Source organism: Streptomyces sp. NBC_01689, from assembly GCF_036250675.1.
Taxonomy (GTDB): domain Bacteria; phylum Actinomycetota; class Actinomycetes; order Streptomycetales; family Streptomycetaceae; genus Streptomyces.
In genome coordinates, this window is record NZ_CP109592.1 from 9,778,088 (window position 1) to 9,799,579 (window position 21,492).

1 protein-coding gene and 1 pseudogene are annotated in these 21,492 nt (G+C 76.6%); both read left to right on the forward strand.

All coding sequences use genetic code 11. The features are described 5' to 3' along the window. Positions 1-78: 78 nt before the first annotated feature. Entirely contained in the window at positions 79-10,425 is a 10,347-nt protein-coding gene (locus tag OG776_RS41635) for a type I polyketide synthase (protein ID WP_329323607.1), read from the forward strand. 98 nt (positions 10,426-10,523) lie between these two features. Beyond that, a pseudogene (locus tag OG776_RS41640) lies at positions 10,524-21,482 on the forward strand (type I polyketide synthase); the annotation flags it as partial. Positions 21,483-21,492: the final 10 nt, after the last annotated feature.

Genomic DNA, 21,492 nt, shown 5'->3' on the forward strand with positions numbered 1-21,492 from the left:
CGGCCCTGGACCTCCCCACTTTGGCACTGGCTCCCGCGCGGCGGACACGGTCCGGCCCGGGTCAAGGAAGTGAGACACGTGGCTGACGACGGCAAGTACGTCGAGTACCTCAAGCGGGTGACGGCGGAGCTGCGCCAGACCCGCCGGCAGCTCCACGAGGTGGAGGAGAAGCAGCGCGAGCCCATCGCCATCGTCTCGATGAGCTGCCGCTTCCCCGGCGCGGTGGCCACCCCCGAGGACCTGTGGCGGCTCGTCGACGAGGACGGCGACGCCATCGGCCCGCTGCCCGCCGACCGCGGCTGGGACATCGAGGACCGCTTCGACCCCGACCCCGACAAACCGGGCACCTTCTCCACCCGCGAGGGCGGCTTCCTCGGCGACGCCGCCGCGTTCGACGCCGGGTTCTTCGGCATGAGCCCGCGCGAGGCCCTCGCCACCGACCCCCAGCAGCGGCTGCTGCTGCAGGCGTCCTGGGAACTCCTGGAGCGGGCCGGCATCCCGCCCGCCACCCTCCGCTCCAGCGCCACCGGCGTCTTCGTCGGCGCCGCCACCTCCGGCTACGGCCAGGGCCCCGTGGAGGTCCCCGAGGACGTCCACGGACTGATGCTCGCGGGCAACGCCACCTCCGTCGCCTCCGGCCGCATCTCCTACGTCCTGGGACTGGAGGGCCCCACCGTCACCGTCGACACCGCCTGCTCCTCCTCCCTGGTCGCCCTCCACTGGGCCGTTCAGGCACTGCGGTCGGGCGAGTGCGACCTCGCCCTGGCCGGCGGCGTCGCCGTCATGGCCACCCCCGGACTGCTCTTCGAGTTCAGCCGGCAGCGCGGCCTCGCCGCCGACGGCCGCTGCAAGGCGTTCTCCGACGACGCCGACGGCACCGGATGGTCCGAGGGCGTCGGCCTGCTCCTGGTGGAGCGCCTCTCCGACGCCCGCCGCAACGGCCACCCCGTCCTCGCCGTCGTCCGCGGCTCGGCCGTCAACTCCGACGGCGCCTCCAACGGCCTCACCGCCCCCAACGGCCCCGCCCAGCAGCGCGTCATCGAACAGGCCCTGGCCAACGCCGGCCTGAGCGCCGCCGACATCGACGCCGTCGACGCCCACGGCACCGGCACCTCCCTGGGCGACCCGATCGAGGCCCAGGCCCTGCTGGCCACCTACGGCGGCGCCAAGGACGCCGAGCGTCCGCTGCTGCTCGGCTCCCTGAAGTCCAACCTCGGCCACACCCAGGCCGCCGCCGGCGTCGCCAGCGTCATCAAGATGGTCATGGCGCTGCGCCACGGCCGCCTCCCGCGCACCCTGCACGTCTCCGAGCCCTCGACCCACGTCGACTGGTCCGCGGGCCACGTCCGCCTGCTCACCGAGCCCGCCGACTGGCCCGACACCGGGGACCGGCCGCGCCGCGCCGCCGTGTCGTCCTTCGGCATCAGCGGCACCAACGCCCACACCATCCTGGAGGCCGCGCCCGCCGAGCACCCCGCCGGCGACGCCGCCGCGCAGGACGCCCCCGGCACGGCCCCCGCCGCCCGGCCGGCCCAGGACACCACGGCACCCGGCACCACGGCACCCGACGGCGCCGCACCCGACGGCAGCCCGGCCGTACCGCCGTCCCCGGTCGTGCCGTGGATCGTCTCCGCGCGCGGCGCCGCCGCCCTGCGCGGCCAGGCCGCCCGGCTCCTGGACCGCGTCACCGGCGAGGACGACCACGCGTCCCCCGGCATCGCCCACGCGCTCCTCACCACCCGCCAGCTGTTCGAACACCGTGCCGTCGTCCTCGCCGACGACCACGCCGCCGCGCTGCGCGGCCTGGCCCGGCTCGCCGACGACAACCCCGACACGCCCGACGCCCCGCACGTCGTCACCGGCCGCGTCCTGCGCGGCGCCACCGCCTTCCTCTTCTCCGGACAGGGATCCCAGCGCACCGGCATGGGACGCGAGCTGTACGCGGCGTTCCCCGCCTTCGCCGCGGCCTTCGACGCGGTCTGCGCCCACCTCGACACCGCCCTGGGCCGCTCGCTGAAGAGCATCGTCCTCGACGGCGCCGAGGGCCCCGACGCCCTGGACGGCACCGACCTCACCCAGCCCGCGCTGTTCGCCCTCGAAGTGGCCCTGTTCCGGCTGCTGGAGTCCTGGGGCGTCAGGCCCAAGTACCTCGTCGGACACTCCCTGGGCGAACTGTCCGCCGCGCACGCCGCGGGCGTCTGGTCGCTGGCCGACGCCTGCCGGCTGGTCGCGGCCCGCGGCCGCATCATGCAGGCGCTCCCGCCGGGCGGCGCCATGATCTCCGTCGAGGCGACCGAGGACGAGGTCACCCCGCTGCTCGCCGCCCACGGCGGCGCCGTGAGCATCGCCGCCCTCAACGGCCCCCGCTCCACGGTGATCTCCGGCGACGAGAACGCCGTCGAAGAGGTCGCCGCCCAGCTGGAGGCCCGGCAGCGGCGCACCCGGCGCCTGCGCGTCGGCCACGCCTTCCACAGCGCCCGCATGGACGCGGCCCTCGACGAGTTCCGCGCCGTCGCCGAGAGCGTCACCTACCACGCGCCGCGCATCACCGTCGTCTCCAACCTGACCGGCCGGCCGGCCACCGCCGACGAACTGGGCTCGCCCGACTACTGGGTGCGCCACCTGCGCCGGCCCGTGCGCTTCGCCGACGGCATCGACTGGCTCGCCGGACACGGCGTCAGCCGGTTCGTCGAGCTCGGACCCGACGCCACCCTCACCGCGCTCGCCCGCGCCTGCCTGCCCGACGACACCACCGAACGCGTCTGCCTCGCCTCCCTGCGCAAGGACCGGCCCGAGGCCCCCGCACTGCTGGCGGCCGTGGCCGGACTCTTCACGCACGGCGCCGCCGTGGACTGGCAGCGCCTGCTGCCCGCGCCCGGCACCGCCCGCGTCGACCTGCCCACCTACGCCTTCCAGCGCGACGACTACTGGCTGCGCATGAGCGCCCGCGGCGCCGGCGACCTCTCCGGCGCGGGACTCGGCAGCGCCGGACACCCGCTGCTGAGCGCCGTCGTCCGCGTCGCCGACGACGGCCGGGTCCTGCTCACCGGCCTGCTCTCGGCACGCTCCCAGCCCTGGCTCGCCGACCACCGGGTCTCCGGCGCCGTCCTGCTGCCGGGCACCGCCTTCGCCGAACTCGCCCTGCGCGCGGGCGACGAGGCCGGCTGCGACCTGCTGGAGGAACTGACCCTCGAAGCCCCGCTCGTCCTCGCGGAGAAGGACACCGCGCAGCTCCAGCTCGTCCTCGGCGCCCCCGACGACACCGGCCGCCGCCAACTGGCCGTCTACGCACGCCTCGAGACCGCCGCGGACGACACCGGCACCGAGTGGACCCGCCACGCCTCCGCGGTCCTGGCCCCCCAGACCGCCGGGAGCACCGACGCCGCCTTCGACCTGACGGCCTGGCCGCCGCCCGGCGCCCGCCCCGTCCCCCTCGACGGCTTCTACGCCGCCCTCGCCGACACCGGCTACCAGTACGGGCCCGTCTTCCAGGGCCTGCGGGCCGCCTGGCGCGCCGACGGGGCGTGGTACGCCGAGGTCGCGCTGCCCGAGGACCAGCACAAGGACGCGGCCCGCTACGGACTGCACCCCGCGCTGCTGGACGCCGCCCTGCACGCCCAGCTCACCGCACCCGCGGGGGAGGAGGGCGGCCCCGCCGGGGTCGGCCTGCCGTTCTCGTGGAGCGGGGTGCGCCTGCACGCGGTCGGAGCCACCAGCCTGCGGGTACGGATCGAACCGTCCGGCGCGAGCGGGGTCGCCCTGCGCATCGCCGACGCCGAGGGCCGCCCCGTCGCCACCGTCGACACCCTCGTCTCCCGGCCCGTCTCCGCCGACAGCCTGCGCGGCGCCGCCGCCCCGGCCGCCGCCGGAGCCCTGTACCGGGTCACCTGGAGCCCCGCCGGGAGCGCCCCGGCCGCACCCCCGGCCGGCCGCTGGTACGTCGCCGGGACGGACGGGGACACCGGCCTCGACGCCGCCTGGCCCCGCGTGTCCGGCCCCGGCGAACTCCCCGAGGACGCCGAGACGGTGCTGCTGCCCTGCCCCGCCGGTGACGACCCCGCCACCGTCGCCGCGGACCTCCTGCGGACCCTGCAGACCTGGCTCGCCGACGCCCGCACGGCCGGCGCCCGCCTCGTCGTCCTCACCCGCGGGGCGATCGCCGCCCGCGACGGCGAGGACGTGCCCGCCGTCGCGGCGGCCGCCGCCTGGGGCCTGGTCCGCTCCGCCCAGAGCGAGAACCCCGGACGCCTCGTCCTGCTCGACACCGACCCCGACACCGACCCCGGCACCACGCCCTCCGTCCTCGCCGCCGCCCTCGCCACCGGCGAACCCCAACTCGCCCTGCGCGACGGCCTGCCGCTCGCCCCCCGCCTCACCCGCGGGCCCACCGCCCGCCCCGCCGCGGACCCGGCCGACGGCCCCGGAGCCCCCTGGGACCCCGAAGGCACCGTCCTGATCACCGGCGGCACCGGCTACCTGGGCGCCCTCGTCGCCCGCCACCTCGTCACCCGGCACGCCGTACGCGGCCTCGTCCTCGTCTCCCGGCGCGGCGCCGACGCCCCGGGCGCGAGCGGTCTGGCGGCCGAACTCACCGCACAGGGCGCGCAGGTGACCGTCGAGGCCTGCGACACCGCCGACCCCGCCGCGCTCGCCGCCCTCCTCGCCCGGATCCCCGCCGAGCGCCCGCTGCGCGGCGTCGTGCACACCGCCGGTGTCCTCGACGACGGCGTCCTCGCCTCGCTCACCCCCGAGCGCCTCGGCGCCGTCCTGCGCGCCAAGGCGGCCTCCGCGCTCGCCCTGCACCACGCCACCCGCGACGCGGACCTGACGGCGTTCGTGCTGTTCTCCTCCGCCGCCGGCCTGCTCGGCGGCGCCGGACAGGCCAACTACGCGGCCGCCAACACCGTCCTGGACGCCCTCGCCCAGCACCGGCACGCCCAGGGCCTGCCCGCCACCTCCCTCGCCTGGACGCTGTGGGCCGGCGACGCCGGCATGACGGGCGGCCTCGACGAGGACGACATCCGGCGCATCGCCGCCTCCGGCCTGCCCGCGATCACCGCCGAACAGGGCCTGGACCTCCTCGACGCCGCCCTGACGGCCGGCGAGCCGCTGCTCGCCCCGCTGCGCCTGGACACCGCCGCGCTGCGCACCGCCGCCGGCGCCGGCCGGCTGCCCGTGCTGCTGCGCGGCCTGGTCCGCGCCCCGGCCCGGCGCACCGTCGAGGCCGGCACCGGCGACGCACCCCGGCTGACCGCACGGCTGGCCGGCCTGGAACCCGCGGAACAGGAACGGCTGCTCCTGGACCTGGTCCGCCGGCACGCCGCCACCGCCCTCGGCCACGACACGGCCGGCGCGGTCGGCGCCGACCAGTCCTTCCGCGACCTCGGCTTCGACTCCCTCACCTCCGTCGAGCTGCGCAACCGCCTCAACACCGAGACCGGTCTGCGGCTGCCGCCCACGCTCGTCTTCGACCACCCCCGGCCCGCCGCGCTCGCCCGCCACCTGCGCGAGGAACTCGGCGGCACCACCGTGCGCACGGAGACCGCCGCCGTGGCCGCCGCCGACGACGACCCCGTCGTCATCATCGGCATGGCCTGCCAGTACCCCGGCGGCGTCACCTCCCCCGAAGAGCTGTGGCGCTTCGTCGCCGAGGGCGGCGACGCGATCTCCGCGTTCCCCTCCGACCGCGGCTGGGACCTGGAACGCCTGCCCGGACTCCAGGCCGGATTCCTCTACGGGGCCACCCACTTCGACGCCTCCCTGTTCGGGATCTCCCCCCGCGAGGCCCTCGCCATGGACCCCCAGCAGCGCCTGCTGCTGGAGTCCTCCTGGGAGGTCTTCGAACGGGCCGGCATCGACCCGCTGTCCCTGCGCGGCAGCCGCACCGGCGTGTTCGTGGGCGCGATGGGCTCCGGATACGCCTCCGGCCTCGCCGACATCCCCGAGGGCATGGAGGGCTACATCGGCCTCGGCGTCTCCGGCAGCGTCATCTCCGGCCGCGTCGCCTACACCTTCGGCCTCGAAGGCCCCACCATGACCATCGACACGGCCTGCTCCTCGGCACTGGTCTCCCTGCACCTGGCCGCGCACGCGCTGCGCACCGGCGAGTGCGGCATGGCCCTGGCCGGCGGCGTCACCGTGATGGCCACCCCCGGCACCTACACCGAGTTCACCGCGCAGAACGGACTCGCCGCGGACGGCCGCTGCAAGGCGTTCGCCGCGTCCGCCGACGGCACCAGCTTCTCCGAGGGCGTCGGAGTCCTGCTCCTGGAACGGCTCTCCGACGCCCGCCGCAACCACCACCCCGTCCTCGCCGTGGTCCGCGGCTCGGCGACCAACCAGGACGGCGCCTCCAACGGACTGACCGCCCCCAACGGCCCCTCCCAGGAACGCGTCATCCGCCAGGCCCTCGCCGCCGCCGGCCTCACCGCGCGCGAGGTGGACGCCGTCGAGGCGCACGGCACCGGCACCACCCTCGGCGACCCCATCGAGGCACGCGCCCTGTTCGCCACCTACGGACAGGACCGCGAGGACGGCCGGCCCCTGCTGCTCGGCTCCGCCAAGTCCAACTTCGGCCACACCCAGGCCGCCGCCGGCGCCGCCGGAGTCATCAAGATGGTCATGGCCATGCGCCACGGCGAACTGCCCCGCACCCTCCACGTCGACGAGCCCTCCGAGCACATCGACTGGTCCAGCGGCGCCGTCGAACTGCTCACCGAGCCCCGCACCTGGCCGGCCGACACCGCACGGCCCCGCCGCGCCGGCGTCTCCTCCTTCGGCATCAGCGGCAGCAACGCGCACGTCATCCTGGAGGAACCGCCCGCGCCGCTGCCCGCCCCCGGCCGCCCCGAACCGGCCGCCCGGCCCCGCGCGTTCACCGTCTCCGGACACACCCCGGACGCCCTGCGCGCCCAGGCCGCCCGGCTGCGCAGCCACCTCCTCGCCCACCCCGGCACCGACCTGCGCGACCTCGCGCACACCCTGACCGCCGCCCGGCACACCCTCGGCCACCGCGCCGTCGCCGTCGCCGGCGACCACACGGAACTGCTCACCGCCCTCGCCGCCACCGCACAGGGCACCCACAGCCCCGACGTCGCCACCGGCACCGCCGGCACCGGCGGCGGGACCGCGTTCCTCTTCAGCGGCCAGGGCGCCCAGCGCCCCGGCATGGGCCAGGACCTCTACCGGGCCCACCCCGTGTACGCGGAGACCTTCGACACCGTCTGCGCCGAACTCGACCGCCACCTCGACGGCCCGCCGCTGCGCTCGGTCGTCTTCTGCGAGGAGGGCTCGCCCGAGGCCGACCTGCTCGGCCGGACCGCCTACACCCAGGCCGCGCTGTTCGCCGTCGGCACCGCCGCCCACGCCCTGGTCCACTCCTGGGGCGCCCGCCCCGACGCCCTGATGGGCCACTCCGTCGGCGAACTGACGGCCGCGCACGCCGCGGGCGTCCTCACCCTCGCCGACGCCTGCGCCCTGGTGGCCGCCCGCGGCCGGCTGATGCAGGCACTGCCCGAGGGCGGCGCGATGACCGCCGTCGAAGCCACCGAGGAAGAGGTACGCCAACTCCTCGACCAGAACGACCGGAGCGACCAGAACGGAGGCCGCGCCGGCATCGCCGCGCTCAACGGCCCCGCCTCGGTCGTGCTCTCCGGCGACGAGGACGAGGTGGAGCGGATCGCCGCCGTCCTCGCCGGGCGCGGACGCCGCACCCGGCGCCTGCGGGTCAGCCACGCCTTCCACTCCGCCCGCATGGACGCCATGCTCGACGAGTTCGAACAGGTCGCCGCACGCGTCACCTACGGCCCGCCCGCCCTGCCCGTGGTCTCCAACGTCACCGGACGCCTCGCCGAGGGCGACGACCTGCGCACCGCGGCCTACTGGCGCCGGCATGTGCGCGACGCGGTCCGCTTCTGCGACGGCGCGCGCGCCCTGGAGGCCCTCGGCGTCACCACGTACCTCGAACTGGGCCCCGACGCCACGCTGACCACGATGGCCCTCGACAGCGTCACCGACCCCACGACGGCCGCCGCCGCACCGCTGATGCGCCGCGAGGGCGACGAGCGCCGCGCCGCCCTGCTCGCCGCGGGCCTGCTGCACGCCCGCGGCGCCGAGCTGGACCCGGCCGCGCTGCACGACCCCGACGCGCTCCGCGGCGAACTGCCCACCTACGCCTTCCAGCGCGAGCGCTACTGGCTCCAGTCCTCCGCGCAGCCCGCCGGGGCCGCCGAACCGGCCGACTCCGGTGAGGAGAGCCGGTTCTGGGACTTCGTCGAACAGGCCGGCCCGCAGGACCTCGCCGACCGCCTCGGCCTGGACACCGACGCACCGCTCAGCGCGGTCCTGCCCGCGATCTCCTCCCTGCGCCGCGAGCGCCGGCAGACGTCCCGGGCACAGGGCTGGGAGCACCGCGTCGTGTGGAAGCCGGCCGTCGAGGAGGCCGCCGCCCTCACCGGCACCTGGCTGCTGCCCGTCCCCGCCGGCCACGCGGACGGCGCCTGGGCCGCCTCGGTCGCCGCCGCGCTCGGCGCGCACGGCGCCCACGTGGTGAGCGTGCCCGTCGACTGCGCGTCCGCCGACCGCGTCACCCTGGCCGCCCGGCTGAGCGACGCCCTCGCGACGACGGACGGCGGGAGCCTCGGCGGCGTCCTGTCCCTGCTCGCCGCCGACACCCGGCCGCTGCCGGACCACCCCTCCACCCCGAGCGGCCTCGCCGCCACCGCCGCGCTCGTCCAGGCATTCTCCGACAGTTCCGACACCCTGGACGGCCCGGACGGCGCGGGCACCGCACCCCTGTGGTGCCTGACCGCCGGCGCCGTCGGCATCCACGCCCAGGAAGCACCTGAAGCGCCCGAACAGGCCGCCGTCTGGGGCCTCGGCCGCACCGCGGCCCTCGAACACCCGCAGAGCTGGGGCGGACTCGTCGACCTCCCCGGCACCACCGGCACCCCGATCGCCGAGGACATCGGCCGCCGGCTGAGCGCCGTCCTGACCGGCCGCGACGGGGAGGACCAGGTCGCGGTCCGCGGCTCCGGCACCTTTCTGCGCCGGCTGGAGCGGATCCCGGCCGGCTCCGAACCCGCCGCCGCCCCCGCCTGGCACGGCACCGTCCTGCTGACCGGCGCCACCGGCGCCCTCGGCGTGCACACCGCCGCGTGGCTCGCCGCGCAGGGCGCCGCACGGATACTCGCCGTCAGCCGCTCCGGCGCCGGCGCCGAGGGCGCGGCCCGGCTGAAGGCCGCGCTGGAGGGCACCGGCACCGAACTGGAGATCGCCGCCTGCGACGTCGCCGACCGCGACGCGCTCGCCGCGCTCCTGGCCCGGCACCCCGTGGACGCCGTGATCCACACCGCGGGCGTCCTCGACGACCGGCTCATCGACACCCTGTCGCCCGAGAGCCTGGAGACCGTGCTGCGCCCCAAGCTGGCCGCCGCCCGCAACCTGCACGACCTCACCCGCGACCGGGACCTGTCCGCCTTCGTGCTGTACTCGTCCGTCTCCGGCACCCTCGGCACCCTCGGCCAGGCCAACTACGCCGCCGCCAACGCCTGTCTGGACACCCTCGCGCAGCAGCGCCGCGCCGCGGGACTGCCCGGCACCTCGCTGGCCTGGGGGCCGTGGGCCGGCGGCGGCATGGCCGCGCAGAACACCGGGGCCGAGGAACGCATGCGGCGCAGCGGCATGAACCCGCTGGACCCGGAGCACGCCCCGGCCGCCCTGGGCCGGGCCGTGGCCCGCCCGGACGCGGCCGTGACCGTCGCCGACGTCCATTGGACACGTTTCGCGCCCGGCTTCACCTCGGCCCGGCGCAGCCCGCTCCTGTCCGACCTGCCGGAGCTCCGCGACCTCGCGGCCGCCCGCCCGGCGGCCCCGGGCGGGGACGCCGCCGCCACCACCCTGCGCGCCCGGCTGGCCGAGCAGTCCGCCGCCGAGCAGGAGCGCACGCTCCTGGCCCTGGTCCGCGGCCAGGCCGCCGGCGTCCTCGGCCACGCCTCCACCGACAAGGTCGGCGCCGCCCAGGCGTTCAACGCCCTCGGCTTCGACTCCCTGACCGCCGTCGAACTGCGCAACCGGCTCGGCACCGCCACCGGCCTGGCCCTGCCCGCCACGCTCCTGTTCGACCAGCCCAACGCGACGGCCCTCGCCGGATACCTGCGCGGCCGGCTCACCGAGGGCATGGACGGCGCGGGCCGGGCGCTCGCCGAACTCGACCGCCTGGAGACCGCGTTGACGGACCTCGCGGACGACGACACGCGACGGGACCGGATCGGCGCCCGGCTGCGCTCCCTGCTGGCCCGCTGGGACGGCCCGGACCGCGGCCCGGTCCTCACGGCACCGGCGACCGACGACGTCAGCGACCGGATCAACTCCGCAGCGGCGGACGAGATCTTCGACTTCATCGAGAACGATCTTGGAATCTCCTGAGGCCGCCGCGACGGCCGGCCAGGGCGACGACACGCGACACGGGACTGGGGAACGGGTGAACACGCATGAGCGATGAGGAGAAGCTCCTCGGCTACCTGAGGAAGGTCACAGCCGATCTCCACCAGACGCGGCAACGGCTGAGCGAGGCCGAGGCCCGCAACCGGGAACCCGTCGCGATCGTCGCCATGGGCTGCCGGTTCCCCGGCGGCGTGAGCGACCCCGAGGCGCTGTGGCGGCTGCTGGACTCCGGCGACGACGCCATGACCGAATGGCCCGTCGACCGCGGCTGGGACACCGATTCGCTGTACGACCCCGAGCCCGGCACCCCCGGCCGCAGCTACACCCGGACCGGCGGATTCATCGACCGCGTCGCGGACTTCGACGCCGGCTTCTTCGGCGTCTCGCCCCGCGAGGCCGTCGGCACCGACCCGCAGCAGCGCCTTCTGCTGGAGATCTGCTGGGAGGCGCTGGAACGCGCGGGCATCGACCCGGCCGCCCTGCGCGGCAGCCGCACCGGCGTCTTCGCGGGCACCAACCTGCAGGACTACACCACCCTGCTCAGCCTCTCCGACAACGCGGGCGACGACGGCGTCGGCAACTCCGCGAGCGTCCTGTCCGGCCGCGTCTCCTACACCCTCGGCCTGGAGGGCCCCGCGGTGTCCCTCGACACCGCCTGCTCGTCCTCCCTGGTCACCCTGCACCTGGCCGTACAGGCGCTGCGCAGCGGCGAGTGCGACCTCGCGCTCGCCGGCGGCGTCACCGTCATGTCGACGCCCACCGTCTTCCTGGAGTTCAGCCGGCAGCGCGGCCTCGCCGCCGACGGCCGCTGCAAGGCCTTCGCGGACGCCGCCGACGGCACCGCCTGGGGCGAGGGCGCCGGCGTCCTCGTCGTCGAGCGGCTGTCCGACGCCCGCCGCAACAACCACCCCGTCCTCGCCGTCGTCCGCGGCTCCGCCGTCAACCAGGACGGCGCCTCCAACGGACTGACCGCCCCCAACGGCCCCTCCCAGGAACGCGTCATCTGGCAGGCGCTCACCTCCGCGGGCCTCGCCCCGGCCGACGTCGACGCCGTCGAGGCCCACGGCACCGGCACCCGCCTCGGCGACCCGATCGAGGCGCAGGCCCTGCTGGCCACCTACGGCCAGGACCGGCCCGCCGACCGGCCGCTGCTGCTCGGCTCGGTCAAGTCCCACATCGGCCACACCCAGGCCGCCGCCGGTGTCGCCGGTGTCATCAAGATGGTCCTCGCCCTGCGCGAGCGGCAGCTGCCCGCCACCCTCCACGTCGACCAGCCCTCCACCCACGTCGACTGGACCGCCGGACACGTCGAACTGCTCACCGAGGCCCGGCCCTGGCCCGCCGCCGACCGGCCGCTGCGCTGCGGCGTCTCCTCGTTCGGCGTCAGCGGCACCAACGCCCACGTCATCCTCGAACAGCCCCCGGCCGAACCGGAGACCGCACCGCCCGCCGCCGGCACCGACGCACCGCCGGCCGCCGCGCCCGCCGGCCCCTTCGCCTTCCCGGTGTCCGCCCGCACCAGCACCGCGCTGCGCGCCCAGGCCCGGCGCCTGCACGACCACCTGACCGCGGGCAAGGGCCCCGCCCCGCACCCCGCCGACCTCGCCCGGGCCCTGACCCGCACCCGCTCCGCTCTGGAACACCGCGCCGTCGTCGTCGCCCGCGACACCGGCGAACTCCTTACCGGCCTCGCCGCCGTCGCCGCGGACACCCCCGCGCCCTGCGTGGTCAGGGGCGTCGCCGACACCGAGGGCGGACCCGTCTTCGTCTTCCCCGGACACGGCCCGCAGTGGCCCGGCATGGCCACCGAACTCCTCGACACCGACGAGCTGTTCCGCACCCACTTCACCGAAGTCGCCACCGCTGTCGAGGAGTACACCGACTGGAAGGTGCTGGACGTGCTGCGCGAGGCCGACGGCGCCCCGCCGCTGGACCGCCTCGACATCGTCCAGCCCGTCCTGTTCGTGGTCTGCGTCGCGCTCGCCCGGCTGTGGCGGTCCCACGGCGTGCGGCCCGTCGCCGTCGTCGGCCAGAGCCAGGGCGAGATCGCCGCCGCGCACGTCGCCGGCGCCCTCACCCTCGCCGACGCCGCCCGGATCGTCGTCACCCGGGGCCGCGCGCTCGCCCCGCTCGCCGGCCGCGGCGGCATGCTCTCCGTACCGCTGCCGCTCGCCGAGGTCGAACACCGCCTGGCCCGCTGGGAGGGACGGATCGCCGTGGGCTCGCTCAGCGGCCCCCGCGCGGTCGTCGTCTCCGGCGACACACAGGCGCTCGACGCCCTGCAGACCGAACTCGCCGACGAGGGCGTACGGTCCCGCCGCGTCGCCATCGGCTACGCCTCGCACTCCGCGCAGATCGAGGAGGTGCGCGACGACCTGCTCGCCGCGTTCGCACCGGTCGCCGCCCGCCCGGCCGACGTGCCCTTCCACTCCACGGTCACCGGCGGCCGGATCGAGGACACCACCACGCTCGACGCGGACTACTGGTACCGCAACGTCCGCCGGACCGTCCGCCTCGGGGACGCCGTCGAGTCCCTCGCCGCCGCGGGCCACCGCGTCTTCGTCGAGGTCGGCCCCCACCCCGTGGTGACCACCGTCCTCGGCGACGTCCTGGACGAGGCCGGCGCCGCCGACAGCGTGGTCGTCGCCACTCTGCGCCGCGGCGACGGCGGCCCCGTCCGCTTCCTGCTCTCGCTCGCCGAACTCCACGTACAGGGCTGCGCCGGGCTCCCCACCGCCGACGACACCCCGGCCCACCGCGTCGAGCTGCCCACCTACGCCTTCCAACGACGCCGCTACTGGCCCGAGTTCACCCGGGCCGCGGCCGCCGGCACCGCACCGGGCACCACCGACGCACCGTTCTGGGAAGCCGTCGAGCAGGGCGACGTCACCACCCTCACCGCCGCCCTCGACCTCGACGAGACCGCCGTCTCCCGGCTCGTCCCGGCGCTCGCGCACTACCGCCGGCACAGCACCGAGACCGCCGTCGCCGACTCCTGGCGCTACCGCATCGCCTGGCAGCCCGTCGAGGACGGACCCGCCGCCGCCCTCACCGGCCCCTGGGCCCTCGTCGTCCCCCTGGGCCGCGAGGACGGCCCCGAGGCCACCGCCCTGACCGCCGCCCTGCGGCGCGCGGGCGCCACCCCGGTGACCGTCCCCGTCGACTGCGCCGCCGGCCGGACCGCCGTCGCCGCCGCCCTGTCGGCCGCCCTCACCGGGAGCACCGGCCCCACCGCGGCGAACGGTGCCGCGCAGGTTGCCGGAGTCGTCTCGCTGCTCGCCCTCGACGAGGACCCGCTGCCCGCGCTGCCCGCCCTGCCGAGCGGATTCGCCGCGACCGTCACCCTCGTCCAGGCACTGCAGGACCTCGGCACCGACGCCCCCGTGTGGTTCACCACGCGCGGCGCCGTCGCGACCGGCGCCCACAGCGCCCCGCAGGCGCCCGCCCAGTCGACGGTCTGGGGCTTCGGACGGGTCGTCGCCCTCGAACAGGCCGACCTGTGGGGCGGTCTCGTCGACCTGCCCGCCACCCTCGACGAGCGGGCCGCCGACCGGTTCACCGCCGTACTGGCCGGCCGCGACCACGAGGACCAGGTCGCGATCCGCGCCACCGGCGTCCTCGGCCGCCGTCTGCTGCGCGCGGCCACCGGCGCCCTGCCGACCGGCCGCCGCTGGCAGCCCGACGGCACGATCCTGGTCACCGGCGGCACCGGCGCCCTCGGCCGGCACGTCGCCCGCTGGCTCGCCCGCTCCGGCGCCCGCGACCTGCTGCTGGTCAGCCGCTCCGGCCCGGACGCGCCCGGCGCCGCCGAGTTCGCCGCCGAACTCGCCGCCCTCGGCGCCCGCGCCGACCTCGCCCGCTGCGACCTCGCCGACCCCGACGACGTCGCCCGGCTGCTCGCCGCGATACCCGACGAGCGGCCCCTGACCGCCGTGTTCCACACGGCCGCCGTCCTCGACGACGGCGTCATCGGCTCCCTCACCCCCGAACGCCTCGCCGACGTGCTGCGCGTGAAGGTGGGCGGCGCCCTCAACCTCGACGCCGCCACCGCCGGCCTCGACCTGTCGGCCTTCGTCCTGTTCTCCTCGTCCTCCGGCGTCTTCGGCAGCCCCGGACACGGCAACTACGCCCCCGGCAACGCCCACCTCGACGCCCTCGCCGAGGACCGCCGCGCCCGCGGACTGCCCGCGACCGCCGTCGCCTGGAGCGGCTGGGCCGACGGCGGCATGGCCTCCGGCACCGTCGGTGAACGCCTGGAACGCCACGGCGTGCGCCTCATGGACCCCGAGACGGCCGTCACCGCGCTGCAGCACGCCCTCGACCACGACGACACCACCCTCGTCGTCACCGACATCGACTGGGAGGTGTTCGGCGCCGAACTCGCCAAGGGCCGCCCGCGCCGCCTCTACGCCGCCCTGCCCGAAGCCCGGCAGGCCCTGGCCGGCGCCCGCGGCACCGCGGCGGAACCCGCGCCGGGGGAGGGGACCGGCCTCGCCGGACAGCTCGCCCGGCTCGGCGACACCGACCGCCGCGCCGCGCTGCTCGACCTCGTCCGCGCCCACATCGCCTACGTGCTCAACCACCCGAGCCCCGACGAGGTCGAACCCACCCGGGCCTTCCGGGAACTCGGCTTCGACTCCCTGACCGCCGTCGAACTGCGCAACGCCCTCAACACGGCCACCGGCCTGCGGCTGCCGACCAGCCTCGTCTACGACTACCCGACGCCCGCCGCGCTCGCCGACCACCTCGGCGCCGAGCTGGCCCCCGCGCACTCCCCGGCCCCCGTCGCGGACACGGCGCCCGGCGCCCGGCGCGCGGACACCGACGACGACCCGATCGCCATCATCGGCATGGCCTGCCGGTTCCCCGGCGACGTCGGCACACCCGAGGAGTTCTGGCGGCTGCTGGCCGCCGGCACCGACGCGATCACCCCCTTCCCCGACGACCGCGACTGGGACCTCGACGCACTCCACGACCCCGAGGCGGGACACCACGGCGTCTCCACCCGGGCGGGCGGCTTCCTCACCGGGTTCGCCGACTTCGACCCGGCGTTCTTCACCATCTCCCCGCGCGAAGCCGCCGCGATGGACCCGCAGCAGCGGCACCTGCTGGAGATGTCCTGGGAGGCGTTCGAGCGGGCCGGCATCGAACCGAGGACCCTGCGCGGCAGCCGTACCGGTGTCTTCGCCGGCACCAACTACCAGGACTACTCCTCCCGGCCGCTCGCCCTCGACGAGGACGCCGGCGCCCACCTCGGCACCGGCAACTCGGCGAGCGTCCTGTCCGGCCGCATCTCCTACACCTTCGGCCTGGAAGGGCCCGCGGTCACCGTCGACACCGCCTGCTCCTCCTCCCTGGTCGCCCTGCACCTGGCCGTGCGCTCCCTGCGCTCCGGCGAGAGCGACCTCGCGCTCGCCGGAGGCGTCACCGTGATGTCCACCCCCGGACTGTTCCTCGACTTCAGCCGGCAGCGGGGCCTCGCGGCGGACGGCCGCTGCAAGTCCTTCGCGGACGCCGCCGACGGCACCGGCTTCTCCGAGGGCGGCGGCATGCTCCTGGTCGAGCGCCTGTCCGACGCCCGCCGCAACAACCACCCCGTCCTCGCCGTCGTCCGCGGCTCCGCCGTCAACCAGGACGGCGCCTCCAACGGGCTCACCGCCCCCAACGGCCCCTCCCAGCAACGGGTCATCCGCGCCGCGCTCGCCGACGCGGGCCTCGGCACCGCGGACGTCGACGTCCTGGAGGCGCACGGCACGGGAACCATGCTCGGCGACCCGATCGAGGCGCAGGCCGTCCTCGCCACCTACGGACAGGACCGGCCCGCCGACCGCCCGCTGTGGCTCGGCTCGGTCAAGTCCAACATCGGCCACACCCAGGCCGGCGCCGGCGTCGCCGGGATCATCAAGATGGTCCTGGCCATGGACAACGGCGTCCTGCCCGCCACCCTCCACGTCGACCGGCCATCCACGCACGTCGACTGGGAGACGGGTGACGTCCGGCTGCTGACCGAGCCCGTCACCTGGCCCGAGAACGGCCGCCCGGGCCGCGCGGGCGTCTCCTCCTTCGGCATCAGCGGCACCAACGCCCACGTCATCCTCGAAGCCGCCACCGGCGAGGAACCCGACGGACCCGACGCGACCCCGTCCGCCGTACCCGCCGCACCCGCGGCCTCCGTCACCGGGGCCCCCGTCGTCCCCTGGGCGCTCAGCGCCCGCAGCGCCGCCGCCCTGCGGGACCAGGCGGCCCGCCTGCTCGCCCACCTCGCCGACCGGCCGGAGGCCGACCCCCGCGACGTGGGACTGTCCCTCGCCACCACCCGCACCTCCTTCGAACACCGGGCCGTGGTGGTCGGCGCCGACCGGGCGGAACTCACCGACGCCCTCACCGCGCTCGCCGAGGGACGGTCCGAGCCCCGGACCCCGGCCGGCACGGCGCGCGGCACCGGCCGCACCGCGTTCCTGTTCACCGGCCAGGGCGCCCAGCGTCCGGGCATGGGCCGCGAACTCCACCGCAGTCACCCCGTGTTCGCCGAGGCCTTCGACGCGGTCTGCGCCCACCTGCCTGGACTGCGCGAGATCGTCCTCGGCGACGGCGACGGCGACGGCGACGGCGACGGCGACGGCGGTTCCGAGACCGCCGCCGAGGTCCTGAACCGCACCGAACACGCCCAGCCCGCCCTGTTCGCCTTCGAGGTCGCCCTCTACCGCCTGCTGGAATCCTGGGGCGTCGTGCCCGACCAGGTCACCGGCCACTCCGTCGGCGAACTCGCCGCGGCCCACGTCGCCGGCGTCCTCTCCCTCCAGGACGCCTGCACCCTGGTCGCCGCCCGCGGCCGCCTCATGCAGCAGCTGCCCGCGGGCGGCGCGATGGCCTCCCTGCAGGCCTCCGAGACGGAGGTGCTGCCCCTGCTCGCCGGGCGGGAGGACACCCTCGGCATCGCCGCCCTCAACGGCCCCGCCGCCACCGTCGTCTCCGGCACCGAGGACGCCGTCACCGCCGTCGTCGACCAGCTCGCGGCACAGGGCCGCAAGACCTCCCGGCTGCGCGTCAGCCACGCCTTCCACTCGCCGCTGATGGACCCCGTCCTCGACGCCTTCCGGTCCGTCGCCGCGGGCCTCACCTACTCCGCGCCGACGCTGGCCTTCGTCTCCGGCACCACCGGAGAACCGGTCGGCGCACGGCAGCTGACCGACCCCGAGTACTGGGTACGCCACGTCCGCGAGCCGGTCCGCTTCCAGGACGCCGTCCGTCACCTCCGCGACGGCCTCGGCGTCACCCGCTTCCTGGAGATCGGCCCGGACGCCACCCTGACCGCCCTGGCCACGGCCGCCCTGGACGACCCCGACCGCCCCGAGGCCCAACTCGTCCCGGCCGTCCGCAAGGACGTCCCCGAGACCCGCGGCCTCCTCACCGCCCTCGGCCGGCTGTTCACCACCGGCACCGGACCCGACTGGGCCGCCCTGTTCCCCGGCGCCCGGCCGGTACCGCTGCCCACCTACGCCTTCCAGCACGAGCGCTACTGGCTGCCCAGCGCCCCCTGGACCGGCGACCTGGCGGGCGCCGGCCTGGAACCGGCGACCCACCCCCTGCTGGGCGCCGCCGTCAGCCCCGCCGGCTCCGGCACCCTCCTGCTCACCGGACGCCTGTCCCTGCGCACCCACCCCTGGCTCGCCGACCACACCGTGCTCGGCCAGGTCATCCTGCCCGCGACCGGCTACCTCGACCTCGCCGTCCACGCCGGCGACCGCACCGGCTGCGCCCACCTCGCCGAACTCACCCTGCACAGCCCGCTGGTGATCCCCCGCGAGAGCGCCGTCCAGCTCCAGGTCACCGTCGAGGCACCCGACGAGCGGGGCCGGCGCGCCTTCGGCGTGCACGCCCGCCCCGCCGACACCGACACCCCGTGGGAACAGCACGCCCGCGGAACCCTCGCCCCCGAGGCCCCGGCCCCCGCCGCGCCCTTCGCCGACCTGAGCGTCTGGCCCCCGCAGGGCGCCGAGAGCGTCGCCGACGGCGGCCACTACGAAGGCTTCGCCGGGGCCGGGTTCGACTACGGGCCCAGCTTCCAGGGCCTGGGCCGGGTCTGGCGGCGCGGCGACGAGGTGTTCGCCGAGGTCGCGCTCCCCGAGGAGTACCGCGCCGACGCCACCCGCTTCGGCCTGCACCCCGCCCTGCTGGACGCGGCGACCCAGGCGCTCCTCGTCGAACTCCCGGGCGGCGCCGGGACATCGGCGGAACCGATGCTGCCCTTCGCGTGGAGCGGCCTGACCCTGCACGCGGAGGGCGCCACCGCCCTGCGGGTGCGGCTGGCGCCGGCCGGACACACCCACGGGTTCTCCGTGCTCGCCTGCGACACCGACGGCCGCCCCGTCGCCACCGCCGAGTCCCTCACCCTGCGCGCCGTGGCCGCCGCCCCGCCGCGGGAGACCGACGGCCGTGCCCCCGGTCTGCTGCGCGTCGCCTGGAGCCCCGCCCCGGCCGCCCCGGCACCTCGCCCGGAGACGCTCCGCTGGATCATCCTCGGCGAGGGCGACGACCGGGTCGCCAAGGCCCTCGACGCCACGGGCGTCCACCTGGAGACGTACGCCGATCTCGACGCGCTCGGCAAGGCGGTGGACACCGGCATGACCATGCCGGACGTCGTCCTCGTCACCCCGGACGGCTCCCGGGCCGGGCGCGGCGACGTTACCGGCGCCCTCCGCTCGGTGCTCACCCCGGCCCACGAGCAGATCCGCGGCTGGCTCGGCGACGACCGCTTCGCCGCCGCCCGGCTGGTGTTCGTCACCCGCTCCTGCGTGGCCACGGACACCGACACCGTCCAGGACATGGCGGGCGCCGCCCTGTGGGGCATGGTCCGCTCCGCGCGGGCCGAACACCCCGGCCGCTTCCAGCTCGTGGACCTGCCCGCCACCGACGGCACACCCGACGGCACACCCGACGGCGCATCCGGTGAGGCCGACGACCGCGCCCTGCTCGCCGCCGTCGTCGCCGCCGCGCCGCAGAGCGCGGTCCGGGCCGGCCAGGTCCTGCTGCCCGGGCTCGCCCCGGCCGGCCCCGGCACCGCCGCCCCCGCCCTGGCGTCCGGCACCGTCCTGGTCACCGGCGCCACCGGCACCCTCGGCGGCATCCTCGCCCGGCACCTCGTCACCGCCCACGGGGTACGCAGCCTGCTGCTCACCGGCCGCCGCGGCGCCGGCGCCCCCGGCGCGGCCGCACTGCGCGACGAGCTCACCGCGCTGGGCGCGGACGTCACCCTCGTCGCCTGCGACACCGCAGACCGCGCCGACGTCACCCGCCTCCTCGCCGCCGTCCCCGCAGACCGGCCCCTGACCGGCATCGTGCACGCCGCCGGCGTCGTCGACGACAAACCGGTCACCGCCCTGGACCCCGAGCGCTTCGAACGGGTCCTGCGCCCCAAGGCCGACGGCGGCTGGCTGCTGCACGAACTCACCGCCGGCCAGGACCTGGCCGCGTTCGTCCTGTTCTCCTCCGCCGCGGGCACCTTCGGCTCCCCGGGCCAGGCCAACTACGCCGCCGCCAACGCCTTCCTCGACGCCCTCGCCTCCCACCGGCGCTCGCTCGGCCTGCCCGCCTCCTCCCTCGCCTGGGGACTGTGGGAGAGCGACAGCGCCCTGACCTCCGGCCTCTCCGAGACCGACCGCCGGCGCATGGCCCGCGGCGGCATGCGGCCACTGCCCGCCGAGGACGCGCTCCTGCTGTTCGACACCGCCCTGTCCACGGACCACCCGGCCCTGGTCGCCATGGGCACCACCGGCGGACCCGAGGCCCTGCAGAGCCTGCTGCGGCCCGCCGCCCGCCCCGCCGCCCGCCGCACCGCCGCGGGCGCCCCGGCCGGCCCCGGCACGTCCGTACGACTGGCGGGGCTCGCCCCCGAGGAGCGCCGCACCGCACTGGTCGGCCTGGTCCGCGACCTGGCCGCGGCGGTCCTGGGACACGCGTCCGGCGACGCGGTGGAGGCCGACCAGCTCTTCACCGAACAGGGCTTCGACTCCCTGACCGCCGTCGAACTGCGCAACCACCTCGCCACCGCGACCGCCCTGACCCTGCCGCCGACCCTCCTGTTCGACCACGCCACCCCGGAACTGCTCGCCGCCCACCTCGACCGGCGGCTGCTGGACGCGCCCGCCGGCGGCGCCCCGGCGGCCCCGGCCGACCGGCCCGCCGCGCCCCCCGGGGACACCCTCAGCGGCCTGTTCAAGCAGGCCTGCGAGAGCGGCCGCGTCGACGAGGGTTTCGCCCTGCTCCAGGCCGCCGCCGGACTGCGGCCGACCTTCGCCTCCCCGCGGGAACTGCCCGCGGCCACCGAGCCGATCAGGCTCTCCAAGGGCGAGCGGGCCACACCGTTCGTCTGCTTCAGCTCCTACGTGGCGCTGGCCGGCGTGCACCAGTACGCGCGGTTCGCCTCGGCCTTCCGCGGCGAACGCGACGTATGGGCCCTGCCCACCCAGGGGTTCGGCACCGGCGAGGCGCTGCCCGCCTCCTTCGACGCCGTCGCCGCGCTCCAGGCCGAGGCGGTCACCCGGACCGTCGGCGAGGGACCCGTCGTCCTCGTCGGCTCCTCGTCGGGCGGCATCCTCGCCCTGGCCGCCGCCCGGCACCTCCAGGAGCAGGGCCGGCCCCCGGCCGCCGTGGTCCTGCTCGACACCTACATGCCGCGCGCCGACTCGCCGTTCCTGAAGTTCTCCCAGCAGATGCTGGGCGGCATGTTCGACCGCGAGTCGATGTTCGCCCACATGGACACCGACCGGCTGACCGCCATGAGCTGGTACATCAGCCTCATCGGCGAATGGGAGCCGGGGCCGCTGGACAGCCCCGTCGTCCTGGTGCGCTCCAGCGAACCCCCGGTGCCCGCCGACCCGGACGGCCCCCTGCGGCGGGAGGAGTGGCAGGCGTCGTGGGAGCGGGCGCACACCACGATCGACGTCCCCGGCAACCACTTCACGATGATGGAGACCCACGCGCGCAGCACCGCCGACGCCACCGGCGCGTGGCTGGGCGGCCTGGGCCAGGGCGGCTGACCCACCGCGT